The organism is Nonlabens ulvanivorans (assembly GCF_032922765.1).
Classification (GTDB): Bacteria; Bacteroidota; Bacteroidia; order Flavobacteriales; family Flavobacteriaceae; genus Nonlabens; species Nonlabens ulvanivorans.
In genome coordinates this window covers 2,944,867-2,963,122 of the sequence record NZ_CP136694.1, presented here as the reverse complement: position 1 = coordinate 2,963,122, position 18,256 = coordinate 2,944,867, and the positions used below count along the sequence as shown (strand labels likewise).

Sequence of the window (18,256 nt, the reverse complement as noted above, 5' to 3'; positions counted from 1 at the left end):
TCTTAATACCTTTAAATTAAAAAAGTATGAGCGATCATGGATACGATAGTACAAAAGATAGTTTTAATAGTGCAAAAGAGGCAGCCAAAGAAAGTTTTGAAGAGGCAAAAGAAGCTGCTTCAAATGCTGCAGATGATTTCAAGAGAGAATATGATAATTTTACTAAAGACACTAACAATAAAAGAATACTTGCTGGAGTATTAGGCATATTCTTCGGTTACTTAGGAATTCATAAATTTGTTCTAGGCTATAATAAAGAAGGTTTTATACTTCTTATCGCAGGTGTTTTAACTTGTGGTGGCGCTGGCATCATAGGGATCATAGAAGGAATTATTTATCTAACAAAATCTGAAGAAGAATTTTATCAAACCTATCAACTCAACAAAAAACCTTGGTTTTAGTAATTATTTGTAAAACAACACTTTAACAAGTTTAATGTTAAGGTTTAAATTATTTATTGTGTAACATAAATAGTCGTCTTAACTTTGGCTTAACATTAACCTAGTACTTATTACTAATCTAGTGAATCCTCAATGCTTCATATACTAGTTCTTTCTATATCTAACGCCACTGCTGGTCAAATGGCACATGGATTTATGGATTATTTCACCAATGAGCGTGCTCAAATTTATAGTGCTGGACTAGAGCCTCAATCTATTCACACCAATGTAATAGACAGCATGGATGTGGTAGGAATTGATGTATCAGACTACTCTTCAAATCACATTAATGACTATCAGAAAATTTCTTTTGATTACATCATTACGATTGGAGATGACATAGCAAGTCGTATTCCTAAAACGATTGCTGAAAAGGCTAGCATTATTGACTTTCCTATTGCAAACATAAGTGAGCTTAATGACGGTAATGAAGACACGTTTGCAAAAGCAAGAAAAAAAATTCAAGCTTATTGTGAAGAGTTCATCGAATCTGAATTAAAAAAGATAGAAAAAACAAAAGCAATCAAAAAGGTCAAAAAAAGACTTAATAAAAAGAAGAAAAAACAAGATTAATCTTCTTGAGGTATAAAATCTAGAGGTAACATTCCACCTACTCTCAATTCTGCCATAAAACCATTAAATTTTATAGCCTTACCTGACAGATTGTTACCGTGTTGATCAACTATAATTTGCTCACCTGTCAGATATATATCTGTTCTATTATTTTTGGAATCCATAATTGGATATTTATCATGCCTAAATCCAACGACGGAGTAAGTTTCAAATTGCTTTACTCGTATATGGTTTTCAACAGTTACTGCAAATTTATCATAAAAAAGCACATATCCTTTATCCTGTAATTGATCCGAAGCTAAGGCTCTAAAAAACCTCAACTCACTTACTTTATATAAGTCATTCCTTCTACTTAAATACTTTCTACGTCGTGATGGTTTATCACTTAGTTCTTGAAAAAATGAAGACCCTAAATAATAGGCTTCTTTAAGATGAAAACTTTCTAAGATGGGAACATCATTAGGCAAAACAATACCAGGTCCTGCTCTCAAAACTCTTTTCTCAAACTGTAGTTCAAAATCTATCAAGTCATAACTAATTAAATAGCCTAAATGCTTATTTCTAACCATAATGGGCTTATTGCACCGAGCTGTCATTAAACCTGTTACTGGATTAAAACGCATTTTCACGTCATCTAGATTAAGTATCTTACAGTCAGCAGCAATGGTTGAGGTACCTAGAAAGTATTTTTTAAAATATTGTTCTTTCTTTTTACGCGACCATGGATCTGGATTAATCATCACTGGATCTAACTCATCTGCTTTTTGAGCAAGAGCTACTCTGCTCAAATCAGCTTCTAGCGGATTAGAGAATCTAATGGTTTTATATCCCATCATTCTAATCACTAATGCTGATTTTACATTATCAGAATAATTAAATTTGAAGTTACCATCTAAATCGGTAATAACACCCTTTGAAGTTCCATCAATATAGACCGATACACCGCTAACGGCCTCTTGTGTTAAGGAATCAATGACCTTTCCTTTAAGAACTTGCGCATTGCAATAATGGTGAAAAAAGAATATGGATATTACCAGAAAGAATAATCTCATATTATTCTTCGCTGTCTTCATTATCTCTGAAATATCGCGCCTCCATCTCGGCTTGAAATTCTTCCATAACTGGTTTTACAGTACTTTCAGGCAAGTCTGCAATACGTATATACATTAGACCATCAATCGCATTATTGAATAATGGATCAACATTAAACGCTATTACTTTTGCGTTTTGTTTGACATACTTTTTAATGAGAACTGGTAAACGCAGCTCGTTAGGTTCTAATTCATCTATTAACCTATCAAATTTATTTAAGTCAGCCTCAGACTCATCAAAAATAAAATCCTTATCAGCATCTTCTAGCTTTACTTTAAACTCTTGCTTAGGCGTGATGTATTGTGCAATGTATGGATCATAGTAATTGCTTTTCATAAACTCGATCATCAATGATTTTGAGAAATTTGAAAACTTGTTACTTATACTTACACCACCTATTAAATATTTATGCTCTGGAAAACGCAAAGTACAGTGAACAATACCTTTCCATAAAAGAAATAAAGGCATCGGTTTAAGTTGATACTCTGGTATGATAAACGCACGTCCCATTTCTATAGACTGATTCATCATTTTATATAACTCAGGTTCAAATTTAAACAGCTCGTTAAGGTAAAAACCTTCAATACCACGAGCCTCATAAATCTCACTACCCATTCCCATACGGTATGCACCAGCTATCGCTTTTGCCTCACTATCCCATAGAAACATTTGATGATAATAATTATCGTAGTGATCTAGATCTATCGCCTTATTAGTTCCTTCACCTATTTTTCTAAATGTAATTTCACGCAGTCTACCTATCTCAGTCATTACATGAGGCATTTTAGCGCTTTTTGCTAGAAATACTTCATAATTTTTAGATTGTAAAAGACGTTTATCTTCTCTTCTTAACTGGTCGACTTCTTTTATCATTTTTGCAGGATCAACCTGCTTTATGATCTTTTTAGGGCTTTTAGGAAGCTTTATTGTTTTAGGTATATCCTTTAGTTTAGTAGACTCTTTATCATATGCCTTAGAAAGCATATAAGTTTTACGCCTCAAAAAATCAGTAAAACCAGTTAGATTCTCGTGCTCTTTTTGATCTTTTACAGAAATAGCATTACCGATACGCACCTTTATAACACGACGTTTTTGAGTTAAGGTTTCTGAAGGCAATTTTGCCGTTCTGAAAGTATCAGATATTTTTGCCAGTCTATAAAATAACCTGCTATTTTTTGCATGAAAATATATCGGGATCACAGGCACCTCAGCACGTTGAATTAATTTCATTGCAGCTTCTTCCCATGGTTTATCTACCACTAATTTACCATCCTTATATGTAGACACTTCTCCTGCAGGAAAAATACCTAAAGGCATATCAGCTTTAAGGTGTCTAATCGCCTGCATAAAACCAGCCGTAGAAGACTTTACATCTTTACGATCCTCAAATGGGTTTACCGGCATTATAAATGGCTTTAAAGGCTCTATACGATGCAGTAAAAAATTTGCTATAATCTTATAGTCTGGTCTTTTATCCAGCAATAATTTCATCAACAAGATACCATCAATTCCTCCCAGAGGATGATTAGATATCGTTATAAAAGCACCTGTCTTAGGAATACGTCTTAAGTCTTCCTCAGGAATTTCAAACTCTATTTGTAAATCCTCGAGTAGAGCTGTTAGAAACTCTACATCTTTTAAATGCTTATGTCTGTTATAAAGTTTATTGAGCGTGGAAATGCGCAATAATTTCATAAGTGACCAGCCACCAAGAGTACCAAGGAAACCATATTTATCTATATGAATCGCTTTTGCGACCTCTTTTGCTGTTACCAGACCCATTCTTTAATTTAGATAGTAGAACTACAAATATAGTATAATTGATAAGTGCTCAACTCTATCCTTTAACGACTAGCTGTAAAGTTTCTTGAGTACGCTGTCTTAAAAGCACCTCTTTTCCATTTTCTATAGATTCAATTGCATTATCACTATGGTGTCTAATAGTGTAAAGCGATACATCACTTACCGCATTTACTTTATACCTAGCCTCTAGGTCGTCTAATAATTCAGATAGTTTACCATACTTATCCTCTACACATATCGTAAAACTAATAGCAGAGTTCTGTAACAATCCTACCTCCATTTTACTCTCACTTAATTGATGAAAAATGTCGCTGATATTATGTTCTCCAATAAAACTAAAATCACGTGCAGATATTTCTAAAAAAACAAGATTCTTGCGCACGATATAACAAGGTGTCATAGGCTTTAAAGCATCTCCATCTTTAATAACGGTCCCTTGCGATTGTGGATAAAGAAAAGAATTTACTCTCAACTCAATTTGCTTACCTTGAAGCGGTTGTAGGGTTTTTGGATGTATAACACTAGCTCCATAAAATGCTAATTCTATGGCCTCTCGATATGAAATTTGCTCTAAAAGAACTGTGTTTTCAAATACACGTGGATCGCCATTTAATACACCAGGCACATCTTTCCAAATGGTTACGTGGCTAGCGTCAAGAGCATAAGCTAGAATAGACGCAGTATAATCACTACCTTCTCTACCTAAGGTTGTGGTAAAACCATTATCATCAGACCCTATAAAACCTTGTGTTAAAAACAGTTTTCCTTCGCAGTTATTTTTAATTAATTTCTCAGTTTTTTTCCAGTCTACCGCAGCATCTCTATACTTTTGATCAGTCTTGATCAATTGACGTGCATCCATCCAATCTACGGGAATTTCATTTGCATTAAAATAACTTGCTACAATTTTAGTAGAAAGTAATTCTCCATGACTTACCACTTGATCATAAATAAACGCGTGATTTTTACTTTGATTACGCAACATGGTACCTTTCAAGGATTCTATGGTTACCTTAAGGTTTTTTTTAAGTTCGCTTTCGCGAAAGCGTATCAAAACATCCTCACCAGCACCATTAGTTTCTAGATCAGATACAATTTCTAGATGTTTAGCAAATAACTCGTCAATAAGAGTCAAGTATGCTTGATCATTATTTTGATAACATTCAATAATATCCTCTAAAGCATTAGTCGTTTTGCCCATTGCAGAAACCACAATCCCTAGGCCATTATAGCCCATCGTTTGAACTACTTGTATAACATTGCGCACACCAGCGGCGTCCTTTACTGACGCACCACCAAATTTAAATATCTTCATTTCTTAAAACATAATTATGAAGCGATTCCTCGTCCATTTGTGCAAGATACCAATCCTCTAAAATTGTTGCTCCCGTATTTTTATAAAATTCTATTGCTCCTTCATTCCAATCCAGCACGACCCATTCTACTCGACGTACTTTTTCATCAAATGCATATTTCATCACCTGATTATATAAGGCTTTCCCTAAACCTTTCCCTCTTAATTTTTGGGTCACGATGAGATCTTCCAGATGAATTGTCTTTCCTTTCCAAGTTGAAAATCTAGGATAACAAAGTGCAATTCCTTCAATCTTATCATTATAAAAGCATACAAAACATTTAAAAAGTGGATGATCGCCACTACCGTTTTCAATTAATTCCTCGACAGTCACTTCTACAGCATCAGGTTCTTTTTCAAAAGTAGCTAACTCTTGAATAAGCTCTAAAACTCTAGGATAATCATTTATACTAGCTTCCTTTATTTGTATCATAATCTTAAAATTAAGTAAATATATAATAGAGTTATATACAAATTCTTAAAACTATCTTACTACATCGTTATATGTATGAAGAATATTTTAGGATATTTGCAACACACCTCAAACCAACATGGCACGTAAAAATCAAACCTTAGGAGAATTTATTATTGAGAATCAATCTGAATTTCAATATTCTAGTGGCGAACTCTCTAGACTCATCAACTCTATAAGACTAGCTGCAAAAATGGTTAATCATGAGGTTAACAAAGCTGGACTAGTAGATATCACTGGTAGTGCTGGTGAGATTAATACACAAGGTGAAGATCAACAAAAATTAGATGTGCTTGCAAATGACACTTTTATAAGGACACTTACTAATCGCGAAATTGTATGTGGTATAGCTAGTGAAGAAAATGATGACTTCATTACTATAGAAGGCCATAAAGAGAACCATAGTAACAAGTATGTAGTTTTAATGGACCCTTTAGACGGTAGTTCAAATATAGATGTTAACGTATCTGTTGGGACTATTTTCTCCATTTATAGACGAGTAACACCTGTCGGTACTCCAGTACAATTAGAAGACTTTTTACAACCAGGAAATTTACAAGTCGCTGCAGGATATATTGTTTACGGTACTTCAACAATGCTAGTTTACACAACTGGCCATGGTGTGAATGGATTTACCTTGAATCCAGCATTAGGAACTTATTATTTATCACATCCTAACATGAGATTTTCTGAAGACGGAAACATTTATAGTGTTAACGAAGGTAATTACAATCATTTCCCACAAGGTGTAAAGGATTATATTAAATATTGTCAACAGGATGAAGATAATAGACCTTACACTAGTCGTTATATAGGTAGTTTAGTCTCTGATATTCACAGAAATATGATTAAAGGCGGTATTTACATGTATCCACAAAGTGCTAAAGCACCTAATGGAAAACTGCGCCTTTTATACGAATGTAACCCTATGGCTTTTATTGCCGAACAGGCTGGTGGAACCGCTAGTGACGGGCATACTCGCATTATGGATTTAAAACCTACAGAGCTACACCAACGAGTTCCTTTCTTCTGTGGAAGTAAAAACATGGTTGCAAAACTAGAGGAATTCATTCAAAAGCACGATAAGTAATATTTTTCTAGTATTTTTACTTCTCAAATGAGAAATGAAAATGAGTAAAATATCTAAAACCCAAAAGGCTGAAAATGAAAGTGTAGATAGCAACTCAAAAATAGAGGCCATAAAGAACCTCATTTTTGGAGAAAACATCCAACAGTATAATACGGAGTTTGATGAACTAAAAGCGGACTTGCTGAAGAAAAAGCAAGAATTACAAAGCTTTATAGACGATACACGTGATGAGCTTAGCAAAAGCATTGACAGTCTTTCTACAGATTTAAATATTCGTATCACTGATTTAGAGAACAAGTTGGAAGATAGACTAGACACAATAGAAGATGAAAAAACTAGTAGAGACATGCTAGGCGAAGCTCTTATAGAGTTAGGTAAAAAAATCAAAGCTTAATAACACAATACCGCCATGACAGAAGATGAAAAGCTGGCGTTATTGAAGACGATCTTACTTACGGATGATAGAGAATACGCAGAAAGTATTACTCACAAAATCAATGTTCTAGAAGAAATTTTAAGAGAACGCCATAGGCTATCTGAAAAAGTTTCTCCTATCATAAAGGAACAGTTAGACGATTTCACAAAAAACATTCCTCAAAACTTAGGGCCAGCAATTACTGAGTCATTGAAAATTCAAATTGAAAATTCAAAAGATGAAGTTGTTGAGGCGCTCTATCCTATTTTAGGTAAGATGGTGAAAAAGTACATCTCTCAAGAGATAAAAGTACTGTCTGAACAGGTAAACAAAACAGCTAAAGACACTTTTTCAATGCAAGGTGTTAAACGCAAGTTCAAGTCAATTTTTACAGGAGTTAGTGAAAATGAAATTATAATTAGCGACTTAGGAAACGCAAAAGTTGAACAAGTATTTATCATCGAGAAAGGCTCTGGTATATTAATAGGGAGTTTTCACTTAAAGAAAACAGTAGATGAGGACATGATTAGCGGCATGTTAACGGCAATTAAAGGCTTTGTAGAAGACGCTTTCAAGCAGTCCAACCATGATTTACAGTCTATCGAGTACGATTTATACGAAATACACTTACATAATTTTCATAAGTATTATATTGCAACTGCCGTAAGTGGTACATTTACAGAGACTCTAGAAAATGAACTTGAAAACTTTAACCTTGAAGTCTCACAAGAAATCAATAAAAAGAATCTATTAGATTCAAGAGAAGCACTAGAAGAATTACTATTAACCAGGTATAGTGCTCTTAAATTCAGTAACCAATAATATGATATCAAAAAAAATCGTCATCGTAGGACATTTTGGAGTTGGGAAAACTTCACTTATAAGGCGTTTTGTAGAAGATGTATTCTCTGCAGACTACAAAGTAACTATAGGCGTTCATATTCTTAAGAAAACAGTTCATGTTAACAATAAAGAAGTTAACTTAATTCTATGGGATACAGAAGGTACAGATGACATTGAAGAAATTAGAAAAGCGTATTTACTGGGAACACACGGATTCATATTTGTGTGTGATGTGACGCGCCCTGTAACATATCAAAATATTGAATCACAAACTCAATATCTAAAGGATAACTTCAATAAAGTTCCTATTTTAAGTATTGGTAACAAATCTGACCTTTTACCTAAAGGAAGTATGTCCGAGAAAAAGGAGGAACTTGAATTTCTAGATATGCTAGTCAGCGCAAAAGAAGGAAACAATGTTCAGCGCTTATTTGAAAAAATTGCTAAAATTTTATCCTAATGGCGATGCATGAACTACAACGCGACTACAGCACAAAAGATTTGCAGTTTATCTCTATTGATAAACAAGGGACCATCCTCACAACTGACCAGCAACTTTTTGAGTTAAAGAAAGACTCTTCGATAAAAAGTTTTCATCCATTTTTTGAAGTAATAGACACTTATTTCTTAGAAAAAAGCGATCATATCAAACTAGAGTGTGTTCATCTAAATGATCGCGTTTTTGATATAGATTTTATAAAAAATGATGATGATACCGCTGTCATCATTTTTAGAGAAGGAACAGATTTCTATAATAGAGTACAACTAATTGCTCAAAAACGCAATGAGTCTATTATATTTCAGGAAACACTGGAACTTAAAAACCAAATATTAAAAGAACAAGAAGAGTTTAAAAACAGGTTCATTGGAAACTTTTCTCACGAACTGCGCAATCCACTAACTTTGGTAAGTTCATTTTCATCAATGCTACTTAAGACAGAGCTTAACTTAGATCAAGAAATGCTAGTAGGAGCTATAAAAGATCAAAGTGACAAGTTAAGAGACATCCTAAATGACATTATTGATTTATCCATACTAAAAAACAGCTCTTTATCTCTAGAAAGTGAACCTTTTTCCTTAAGAAAACTTCTTAAAAATGTTCATTTAAACTATTCTACAACTTCTTCCACAAAGGATCTTAGTATCAATCTAAAAATAGATGAATCTGTCCCTAAGACTATTATTGGTGACAGAAGACGTTTTGAACAAATCATTACTAACTTCTTAGACAATGCATTAAGGCATAACAAAGGAGATAGTATTGAAATTAACATTAAAGAAAATCAAAGAAGAGCAAATAAAGTTAGTCTTAGAATAGAGGTCATTAACAATGACGGTTTAATACCCGATTTCTTAGGTGATCAAGAAATCGAGACGTACACTAATCTTGATAATGGGGACATAGAAAAAACGACCAGCTTAAGCTTCTCAATTGCAAGAGAACTAGCGCAATTAATGGACGGCGAGATTCTCATAAAACCACTAGAAACAGGTGGAACCTTGCAGGTTGCAAATCTTAAATTAGTATTCCCTATACACGATAAAGAAATTATAGAGGAAACTGAAGAAACTACTAAAAACAGTAAAATACATCTTACAGATAAAGTAAGAACTATCATTGCCGAAGATAATAGCGTCACACAAATGACAGCTTTAAAGATATTGGTAAGTACAGGTAACTTTGACAATCGTGTTTTTACTGACCCTAAAGATTTACTAGAAGCAGTTGATAAAGATGATTACGACCTTATACTAATGTCCTCATCAATATCACAAGTCGACGCCTTAGAACTGATTAGTCTGATAAAAGAATTTGCAAATGATCATAACAAGAAAATACCGATCATTGCTGTAACAACAAAAACATCTGCCCCAGAATTAGTAGAATACCGCAAGGCTGGATTTAAAGATGTAGTAAAAAAGCCTTATACAGATGATGAATTGTTAAACACCATTTATAAAAGGCTTAATCTTAAAAAGTTTAAGTAAAGAAGTATTACTTACGATTCTTATTCAATAAGTATCTGTAATCTTCTAGATTTAAATGACCAGAGAAAATCTCGACTGATCTATCTACTAGATATTTAGCATCTTCATCATTGTAACCGATAGCGGTAGCATATCTTCTCAACAGTTTATGCTCGTTTTCATCCATCGCATGATCAGCAAAAACTATTTTAAATAAATCGTGCAACCACTGGATGCGTTCCTCACTGTCTGTTGGAGGCGTTACTGGATATGCAGATGGGTTTTTAAGTATCGCCGCATAATCCGAATCAGATATATCCAGTTTAGACTTTAAACGCTCTAAAACTACCGTTTCTTGAGCGCTCACATTTTCATGCGACTGCGCAATACTTACTATAGTAGCAAAATGACTTTTATTTCTGGCACTTTCACCAGATTCAAATAAACTTGAGAATGACATATCTATTAATTTAATACCGCAAATATAATAAACACAGTAAGTGTATAAGAGACTTATTTAAGGTTATCTAGCATTTCTTTAACCATTTTCTCTAGGTCATAATCATGGCTCCATGACCAGTCTTCGCGAGCCACACTATCATCTATTGATCCAGGCCAGCTATCAGCAATAGACTGCCTAAAATCTGGTTGATAAGTCACTGTAAAATCAGGCAAGTGCTTAGTAATTTCACTAGCAATCTCTGCAGGCGTAAATGTCATTCCAGCAAGGTTATAAGAACTGCGTTGCTTAATATTTTCTGATTTAGTCTGCATAATAGATACAGTTGCTTTAATTGCATCTTCCATAAACATCATGGGCAAGCTAGTATCTTCTTTTAAAAAACAATCATAGTGATTATTCTTAAGGGCTTCATGAAATATCTCAACAGCATAATCTGTTGTTCCACCACCAGGCAATGTTTTCCAAGATATTAATCCAGGATATCTTATAGAGCGCACATCAACACCATATTTATTATAATAATATTCACACCAGCGTTCACCCGTTTGTTTTGAAATTCCATATACTGTACTAGGCTCCATAACGGTTTGTTGTGGTGTATTCTCCTTAGGTGTTGTAGGTCCAAAAACAGCAATACTTGAAGGCCAGAAAATTTTATCAATCTTACCTTCCTTTGCTATATTAAGTATATGAAAAAGGGAATCCATATTTAAGTTCCATGCCTTTTTAGGATACTTCTCTGCAGTAGCACTTAACATGGCTGCCATCAAATACACTTCATTTATCTCATAATGCAAACACACATCTTCAATAGAAGTCCTATTCATAGCATCAACTATTTCAAAAGGACCAGATTGCATTAATTCTTCACTTCCTTCTCTTATGTCTCCAGCAATCACGTTATCATTTCCATAAATCTCACGTAATCGAATTGTAAGCTCTGTGCCTATCTGCCCACAGGCACCTATAATCAGTATTTTAGTCGCCATAATTAATTTTAAGAATGGTAAAGATACCAACTCTCTATTCTCAAAATCTTAAAATTTACTTGTAATAATTAACATTTTCACATCTCGCTTTCGCGAAAGCGTAAGAGCAATAATTAGTTAACATAATTAAGAATTCTTATTTTTTATTAAACATTATTTAGTTATTATTAGTTTTTATACTAATTAATTGAACTTACATTTGTCTTAACATTAAAAACCATACTATGAAAAAGACACTAATTATCGCAGTTTTTGCGACCGTAACCTTAATAGCTTGTAAAGACAAGGAAAATAAAGAACTTGAAGAAATGGTAGAAGACACTACAGAACAAGTTGAAGAAACTACAGAAGACGCCGAAGACGCTATTCAAGATACAATGACTTATACTAGAGAGAATGTTTCCCAATTAGCTAACGACTTTGAAAGTAATGTAGAGGTTAATGATGATAAAATTGTCTCGATAAAAGGATATGACTCTTATACTGTTTTAAGAACCAATATCTCAGAATTATCAACGACCACAGAAGAGAATATCAATACCAAATCAGAAAGCTTAAGAACTAGCTTTAATTAATTTAAGTCTACTATTCCAACATACTTGCGCATTGATGATGTACAAGATGCGATTGAAGATGTAGAGAAAGAAATTGCTGAATTTGAAGAAGAACGTATGGGAGAAAAAGCTTCTACTAAAAACAATAAGGAAAACATGGAAGAGATTCAGGAAGCCTTTGACGATTTAGAAAAAGAAATTATCCAAGCTCGTAAAAAATATGTTGACAATAAAGAAGATGCAATGGAGGAATATATGGAAGAAATCAATAGCAATAGAAAACAAAGTACAACAGAAAAGTACCTAGACGCTACTGAAGAATATAATGAAGAGATGAAGGATAAATAATCTTAACCTTTTTATTAAAATCAAAAAAGTATCTTGATTCTATCAGGATACTTTTTTTATGTCTACAATATAATCATCTTTGTAATTATACGTTTTAAAACTATGCGTTACCTATTCATATTACTGCTCCTTATTTCCTGTGGTGAGACACCAGAAACAGCACCTGTTGTCGAGCAAAGTACAGAAACCTCTTTTGACCCAGCGACGTCACGCATGGTTTTAAGAGGTGAAGCCCAGCAATTATCAACTAAATGGGATGCATACCAGACCTTTACAACAGAATTAGAAAACTTTGACCACTCCACGGCGGCGGCACAACGTCTGGCTACCTCAATCGATGATATGATTGTGAGTATACCAGATGAAATTGCAAATCAACCAGTTAAGTCACGATTAAAAGTTCTAGAAACTAGAATAAAATCTTATCATGCTCTACTAACTCATAATGCTTACAGCACTAAGGATCAACAAAAACGCTATGATCAGGTAATAATAGCTCTAGACGAATTTAAAATCCAGATGATGGAAGTATTTGCTCAGCAAAAATCTAAAGAAAATCTGTTAAAGAATCTAGAAGCAATGGAATTAGAGCTAGAAGAAAAAGACAGTGTCAATCCCTAATAAAATTCTCTTAATCATACATACTTTCTCAATACCAGTGCTTAATTTTAAGCAATGGGTAAACCTCTACTACAATTTACTAAGAAAGGAATTTATTGCGCTGCTGCTAGAGTCTATCTTGATCCATGGCAACCAGTTGATAAAGCGCTTATAACCCATGGACATGCAGATCATTCTCGATGGGGACATAAAAATTATATTACACAACACGATAATGTTCCCATAATAAAACATCGCCTGGGTGACATCAATGTATCTAGTATCGCTCACGGCGAAAACCTGCTCATCAATAACGTAAAATTCTCATTTCATCCTGCTGGTCACATCCCAGGCTCTAGTCAGATACGTGTAGAACACAATGACGAAGTTTGGGTATTTACAGGAGATTATAAAACTGAAGATGACGGAATCTCAACACCATACCAGCCTGTTAAATGCAACACCTTCATAACAGAATGCACTTTTGGACTGCCTGCTTTTAAATGGCAACAGCAAGCACAAGTAATGGACGATGTAAACAATTGGTGTGCTCAAAATCATGCAGATGGTAAGACATCTGTACTATTTGCTTATTCGCTAGGCAAAGCACAGCGACTCATCAAACATCTTGACACGTCGCAAATGAAAATCTACTGTCATGGCGCTGTTTTTAAAATGACTGAAGTACTTAGAGAACTCATAAACTTCCCGCCTACTTATTTAATCACTAAAGAAACGACTAAAGAAGAACTCGCAGGTAATATAGTAGTAGCGCCACCGAGTGCCCATGGTAGTCCATGGATGCGCAAAATGGTACCTTATGTTACCGCAAGCGCTAGTGGTTGGATGGCATTTAGAGGAGCACGACGCAGACGCGCAATCGATAAAGGTTTTGTATTATCTGATCACTGCGACTGGGATGGATTATTAAACAGTATTGACGCAACCGGATGCGAAAACGTCATCACTACACACGGTTATCAAGATATCTTTGCCCGTTATTTAAGAGAAGAAAAAGGCCTTAACGCCATCAGTGAACGTACTCAATATGAAGGTGAAAATTTAAATGAAGCCGAAAAACCTATCATTGAGGATGAGTCAAAGCCATCTAACACAAACTTTTCATCATCTAAATAGGCGCCATGAAACAGTTTGCAGAGCTCATAAGAACCATAGACGGCACTAATAAAACTACTCTAAAAGTGGCAGCACTAACAGAGTACTTTAAAACCGCTAAAGACGAGGATAAACTCTGGACCATTGCCATTCTTTCACATAGACGACCTAAACGCCCAGTAAACACAACACTGATGCGAGAATGGGCGACAGAAATTAGTGGTATTCCCTTATGGCTATTTGAAGAATCCTATCACATTGTTGGTGACCTAGCCGAAACTATTGCTCTAATTCTACCCACCACAAATGAATCTTCTGAAAAATCACTTTCTCAAATCATTCAAGAACTCATTGAGTTGCGTAAAAAGGAAGATTCAGAAAAGAAAGCATATCTACAAGAAAACTGGTTGAAACTCAATTATTATGAGCGATTTGTTTTTAATAAAATAATGACTGGTGGCTTTAGAATAGGAGTTTCTCAAAAATTAATGACTCGTGCGTTATCACAGGCTACAGATATTGATCAAGACGTTCTAGCACATAAACTTATGGGAAGCTGGACCGGAGAAAACACTACTTTTAAAGAACTAGTTTATGAAGATAACGAAGTCGCCATGCGTGGCAAACCGTATCCATTTTATCTAGCCTATGCAGTAGAAAATGAAGTTTCAGACTTAGGCGATGTAACACAATGGAGCGCAGAGCATAAATGGGACGGAATCCGATCGCAAACCATTATAAGAGCTGGAGAAATTTTTGTGTGGTCACGTGGAGAAGAACTAGTGACTGATAAATATCCAGAATTTCAAAAATTTCTAGATGTTATTCCAGATGAAACTGTCATTGATGGCGAGGTATTACCTTATAAAAATGGACAAATACTTAACTTTAATGACCTACAGACTAGAATAGGCCGCAAAACTGTTGGTAAGAAATTACTTTTAGATGTACCAGTAGTAATTGTTGCTTATGACTTATTAGAGTGGCAAGGAAAAGACATTAGAGAATTACCTTTTCAAGAACGTAGAGCTTTATTAGATAAATTAGTTCTAGACAGTAATGAGAAAGCAAATTTGATTGAAAGTGATTCAATGTTTCCGCTACTTATTTCAGAAACGATGAGCTTCACAACTTGGGAAGATATTGCCAAGGAAAGAGAACGCAGTGCAGATCGTAAATCTGAAGGATTAATGCTTAAACGCAAAGACAGTCCATATCTAGTAGGTCGCAAAAAAGGAGATTGGTGGAAATGGAAAGTAGATCCTTTTACTATCGACGCAGTGCTCACCTATGCTATGCGAGGTCATGGTCGTAGAGCAAATCTTTATACAGACTACACCTTTGGTCTATGGAACGATGGTGATCTCGTCACTTTTGCAAAAGCCTACTCTGGTCTTACCGATGCAGAGTTTAGAAAAATAGACGCTTGGATTAAAAAAAACACTTTAGAACGTTTTGGTCCGGTAAGATCTGTAACACCTCATCACGTTTTTGAAATTGCCTTTGAAGGAATCGCACCTAGTAAGCGTCATAAATCTGGAGTTGCAACACGTTTCCCTAGAATTTTAAGATGGCGTACAGATAAACCTATAGAGGAAGCAAATACTTTAGATGATTTAAAAGCTTTAATCCCTAAAGACGGCGGATTTTTAAAGGATGAATAAAACCCAACTTCATAAAATAGCTGAGGATTACTTCGACCAGCAAGGTTGGGGAGCTTTTCCATTTCAAAAAAAGACTTGGGATGCCTTCTTAGCTGGTAAGCATGGATTATTAAACGCACCTACTGGTAGTGGAAAAACCTATGCGCTTTGGGTTGCCGTAGTTCTAGATTACATAAAAAAGCATCCCGATTATAAGAAGAAACCTAAAAAAGGGCTCAAAGCGATATGGATTACTCCGTTGCGGTCGTTAAGTCAGGAAATCGCACAGGCATCACAACGATTTGTAGATGGTATCGATTTACCTTTTACTGTTGGAATACGTAGTGGTGATACGTCTACAAAAGAACGTACAGCTCAACGTAAATCTATGCCCGACTTACTCATTACCACACCAGAAAGTTTACATCTTTTACTGGGCTCAAAAGACCACGCAAAGATTTTTAAAGATTGTCAAGCTATCATTATTGATGAGTGGCACGAACTTTTGGGAACTAAACGTGGTGTTCAAATGGAACTTGGTATTTCTCGACTTCTAGGCTTGAGTAAAAATATCAGAGTTTGGGGAATTAGTGCTACGATTGGTAATCTAGAGCAAGCTCGTGAAGTGTTACTAGGTGTTGATGAAAACCGCTTTCGCGAAAGCGTATTAATTAAAGCCAACATCAAAAAAGACATCAAAGTACAATCCATTATTCCGGCAAGTATGGACAAATTTCCGTGGCGTGGTCACCTAGGATTGCATTTACTTGAAGATGTCGTTAAAATCATCAATTCTAGTCGTTCCACACTGATTTTTACAAATACACGAGCGCAGTGTGAGTTATGGTTCCAATCCTTAATGACAAAACATCCTGAGTTTGCTGGTGAAGTAGCAATGCATCACGGATCGATTAATAAAGAAACGCGCATATGGGTAGAAAACGCGATTAGAAACGAAAGCTTAAAAGCTTGTGTTTGTACCTCATCGCTGGATTTAGGTGTTGATTTCGCACCTGTAGAAACCATCATTCAAGTAGGCGGACCTAAAGGTGTGGCACGTTTTCTACAACGTGCAGGACGTTCTGGTCACAGACCTGGAGAGACCAGTGTGATTCATTTTTTACCTACGCATGCGTTAGAACTCATAGAAGCTAGTGCGTTACAAAAGACTGTCGCAACACAAGCCGTAGAGGATCGACTGCCTTATATTTTATGTTATGACGTGTTAATTCAGTACCTGTGCACACTCGCAGTGTCTGGTGGCTTTTATCCCGATGAGATTTTTCCTGAGGTAAAAAACACATTCTGCTTTGCAGCGATTACAGATGAAGAATGGAAATGGTGTCTGGATTTTATAGTTTACGGTAGTTCCTCTCTACAATCTTATGATGAATATAAAAAAGTAAAAATTGATGATACCGGTCGGTATTTAATTGATGATAGAAAGATAGCCATGCGTCATCGCTTGCAAATGGGAACTATTGTAGGAGCAACACTGGTAACTGTAAAATATCAATCTGGTGGTTATATAGGTAGTGTAGAAGAATATTTTATAAGTAAAATGGATCGTGGTGATGTATTTATTTTTGCTGGTCGCACGCTAGAATTTATTCGTTTAAAAGGGATGATTGCTCATGTCAAAAACACGACCAAAAAAACTAATACGGTTTCTAGTTGGCAAGGTAGTCGCCTGCCGTTAAGTGCACAATTAGGAGAGTTACTACGTGACGAAATGGAAAACTTTCAAACGGGCAAAAAACGCACGCCAGAAGTAAAAGCACTTAAAGAAATTATACAGCGACAGCAATTAGAAAGCATCGTACCGCAAAAGAGTGAGTTTTTAATCGAGACTTTTAAAACTCGTGAAGGTTATCATGCCGTTTTTTATCCTTTTGAAGGACGTTTTGTACACGAGGCTATGGCAGGAATTATTGCTTATCGAGTCAGCTTATTAAAACCTATCACATTCTCACTGGCTTTTAATGATTATGGATTTGAAATATTAAGTGACCAAGCCTTTGACATGCAGGAGATTCTGGACAACGATTTACTCACACCAGAGATGTTATCACAAGACTTACAGGCTAGCATGAATGCCACAGAAATGGCTCGTAGGCAGTTTAGAGATATTGCCGTCATATCTGGATTAGTATTCACGGGTTATCCTAATAAAGCGGTAAAAACAAAACACCTGCAAAATAGCAGTCAGCTACTATTTGAAGTATTCCGTGATAATGAACCTGATAATTTATTATTTAGACAAGCATATACCGAGACCTTTGAACAAGCCATCCAAGAATACCGCTTGCGTGAGGCACTAGAACGCATCCAGGAACAAGAAATCATCTGGAAAGCCTGTGAAAAACCTACACCATTCTCTTTTCCGATCATCACAGACCGCTTACGCGAAAAATTAAGCAGTGAAAAGCTAGCCGATAGAATCAAGCGGATGCAGTTGAAATGGGAATAATAGTTACATGAAAGCGTGAAATT

At 35.3% G+C, this 18,256-nt stretch carries 19 protein-coding genes; 13 read left to right on the top strand and 6 right to left on the bottom strand.

From position 1 onward, the window contains the following. Positions 1 to 26 precede the first annotated feature (26 nt). Together R1T42_RS13385 and R1T42_RS13380 are read left to right on the top strand one after the other, a co-directional pair. Entirely contained in the window at positions 27 to 401 is a 375-nt protein-coding gene (locus R1T42_RS13385; protein WP_317290680.1) for a TM2 domain-containing protein, read from the top strand. Between the two features lie 132 nt (positions 402 to 533). Then, the gene (locus R1T42_RS13380; protein WP_317290679.1) at positions 534 to 1,013 is read left to right on the top strand and encodes an arsenate reductase/protein-tyrosine-phosphatase family protein; all 480 of its coding nucleotides are present in this window, start codon (positions 534 to 536) and stop codon (positions 1,011 to 1,013) included. Here the strand turns inward: R1T42_RS13380 and R1T42_RS13375 are convergent. The 4 genes from R1T42_RS13375 to R1T42_RS13360 are packed head-to-tail and all read right to left on the bottom strand — an operon-like array spanning position 1,010 to position 5,695. Next, positions 1,010 to 2,065, bottom strand: a complete 1,056-nt coding sequence (locus R1T42_RS13375; RefSeq protein ID WP_317290678.1) for a carboxypeptidase-like regulatory domain-containing protein — start codon at positions 2,063 to 2,065, stop codon at positions 1,010 to 1,012. The two genes, R1T42_RS13380 and R1T42_RS13375, sit on opposite strands and share 4 nt — an antisense overlap. 1 nt (position 2,066) lies before the next feature. After that, positions 2,067 to 3,887, bottom strand: coding sequence for a lysophospholipid acyltransferase family protein (locus R1T42_RS13370; RefSeq protein WP_317290677.1), 1,821 nt, complete (start codon positions 3,885 to 3,887; stop codon positions 2,067 to 2,069). A gap of 55 nt (positions 3,888 to 3,942) precedes the next feature. Then, positions 3,943 to 5,223 (bottom strand): aspartate kinase, encoded by a 1,281-nt coding sequence (locus R1T42_RS13365; RefSeq protein ID WP_317290676.1) that lies wholly within the window; start codon positions 5,221 to 5,223, stop codon positions 3,943 to 3,945. Continuing rightward, entirely contained in the window at positions 5,210 to 5,695 is a 486-nt protein-coding gene (locus R1T42_RS13360; RefSeq protein WP_317290675.1) for a GNAT family N-acetyltransferase, read from the bottom strand. Before R1T42_RS13360 ends, R1T42_RS13365 begins: the two co-directional genes overlap by 14 nt. Positions 5,696 to 5,813: 118 nt before the next feature. Between R1T42_RS13360 and fbp the strand changes: the two genes are divergently transcribed. Genes fbp through R1T42_RS13335 form a run of 5 tightly spaced genes read left to right on the top strand, consistent with a single transcriptional unit; the run spans position 5,814 to position 10,071 of the window. Continuing rightward, complete coding sequence (fbp, locus tag R1T42_RS13355; protein ID WP_317290674.1) at positions 5,814 to 6,824, top strand: class 1 fructose-bisphosphatase; 1,011 nt, start codon at positions 5,814 to 5,816, stop codon at positions 6,822 to 6,824. Between the two features lie 40 nt (positions 6,825 to 6,864). Next, entirely contained in the window at positions 6,865 to 7,218 is a 354-nt protein-coding gene (locus R1T42_RS13350) for a fructose 1,6-bisphosphatase (protein WP_317290673.1), read from the top strand. Positions 7,219 to 7,233: 15 nt separating this feature from the next. Next, entirely contained in the window at positions 7,234 to 8,061 is an 828-nt protein-coding gene (locus tag R1T42_RS13345; RefSeq protein WP_317290672.1) for a cell envelope biogenesis protein OmpA, read from the top strand. 1 nt (position 8,062) lies between these two features. After that, a complete protein-coding gene (locus R1T42_RS13340; RefSeq protein ID WP_317290671.1) occupies positions 8,063 to 8,542 on the top strand; it encodes a Rab family GTPase in 480 nt (159 codons plus the stop codon). Next, positions 8,542 to 10,071, top strand: coding sequence for a hybrid sensor histidine kinase/response regulator (locus R1T42_RS13335; protein WP_317290670.1), 1,530 nt, complete (start codon positions 8,542 to 8,544; stop codon positions 10,069 to 10,071). Before R1T42_RS13340 ends, R1T42_RS13335 begins: the two co-directional genes overlap by 1 nt. Positions 10,072 to 10,078: 7 nt before the next feature. Here R1T42_RS13335 and R1T42_RS13330 read toward each other — a convergent pair whose 3' ends face one another. Both R1T42_RS13330 and R1T42_RS13325 read right to left on the bottom strand, forming a co-directional pair. Beyond that, complete coding sequence (locus R1T42_RS13330; protein WP_042245605.1) at positions 10,079 to 10,510, bottom strand: tellurite resistance TerB family protein; 432 nt, start codon at positions 10,508 to 10,510, stop codon at positions 10,079 to 10,081. 53 nt (positions 10,511 to 10,563) lie between these two features. Further along, positions 10,564 to 11,502 carry an NAD-dependent epimerase/dehydratase family protein gene (locus R1T42_RS13325; RefSeq protein ID WP_036582678.1) on the bottom strand — a complete coding sequence of 313 codons (939 nt, stop codon included), beginning with the start codon at positions 11,500 to 11,502 and terminating at the stop codon, positions 10,564 to 10,566. Between the two features lie 224 nt (positions 11,503 to 11,726). Here R1T42_RS13325 and R1T42_RS13320 point away from each other — a divergent pair, with 224 nt between their 5' ends. The 6 genes from R1T42_RS13320 (at position 11,727) to R1T42_RS13295 (ending at position 18,233) form a co-directional block, all read left to right on the top strand. Further along, positions 11,727 to 12,077 (top strand): hypothetical protein, encoded by a 351-nt coding sequence (locus tag R1T42_RS13320; RefSeq protein WP_317290669.1) that lies wholly within the window; start codon positions 11,727 to 11,729, stop codon positions 12,075 to 12,077. A gap of 24 nt (positions 12,078 to 12,101) precedes the next feature. Next, entirely contained in the window at positions 12,102 to 12,404 is a 303-nt protein-coding gene (locus tag R1T42_RS13315; RefSeq protein ID WP_317290668.1) for a hypothetical protein, read from the top strand. Between the two features lie 102 nt (positions 12,405 to 12,506). Continuing rightward, on the top strand, positions 12,507 to 13,025 hold the full coding sequence (locus tag R1T42_RS13310; protein WP_317290667.1) for a hypothetical protein: 519 nt from the start codon (positions 12,507 to 12,509) through the stop codon (positions 13,023 to 13,025). A gap of 54 nt (positions 13,026 to 13,079) precedes the next feature. Further along, positions 13,080 to 14,141 (top strand): ligase-associated DNA damage response exonuclease, encoded by a 1,062-nt coding sequence (locus R1T42_RS13305; protein ID WP_317290666.1) that lies wholly within the window; start codon positions 13,080 to 13,082, stop codon positions 14,139 to 14,141. A 5-nt stretch (positions 14,142 to 14,146) separates the two neighbouring features. Then, positions 14,147 to 15,784 (top strand): ATP-dependent DNA ligase, encoded by a 1,638-nt coding sequence (locus tag R1T42_RS13300; RefSeq protein ID WP_317290665.1) that lies wholly within the window; start codon positions 14,147 to 14,149, stop codon positions 15,782 to 15,784. Continuing rightward, the gene (locus tag R1T42_RS13295) at positions 15,777 to 18,233 is read left to right on the top strand and encodes a ligase-associated DNA damage response DEXH box helicase (RefSeq protein ID WP_317290664.1); all 2,457 of its coding nucleotides are present in this window, start codon (positions 15,777 to 15,779) and stop codon (positions 18,231 to 18,233) included. Before R1T42_RS13300 ends, R1T42_RS13295 begins: the two co-directional genes overlap by 8 nt. Positions 18,234 to 18,256: the final 23 nt, after the last annotated feature.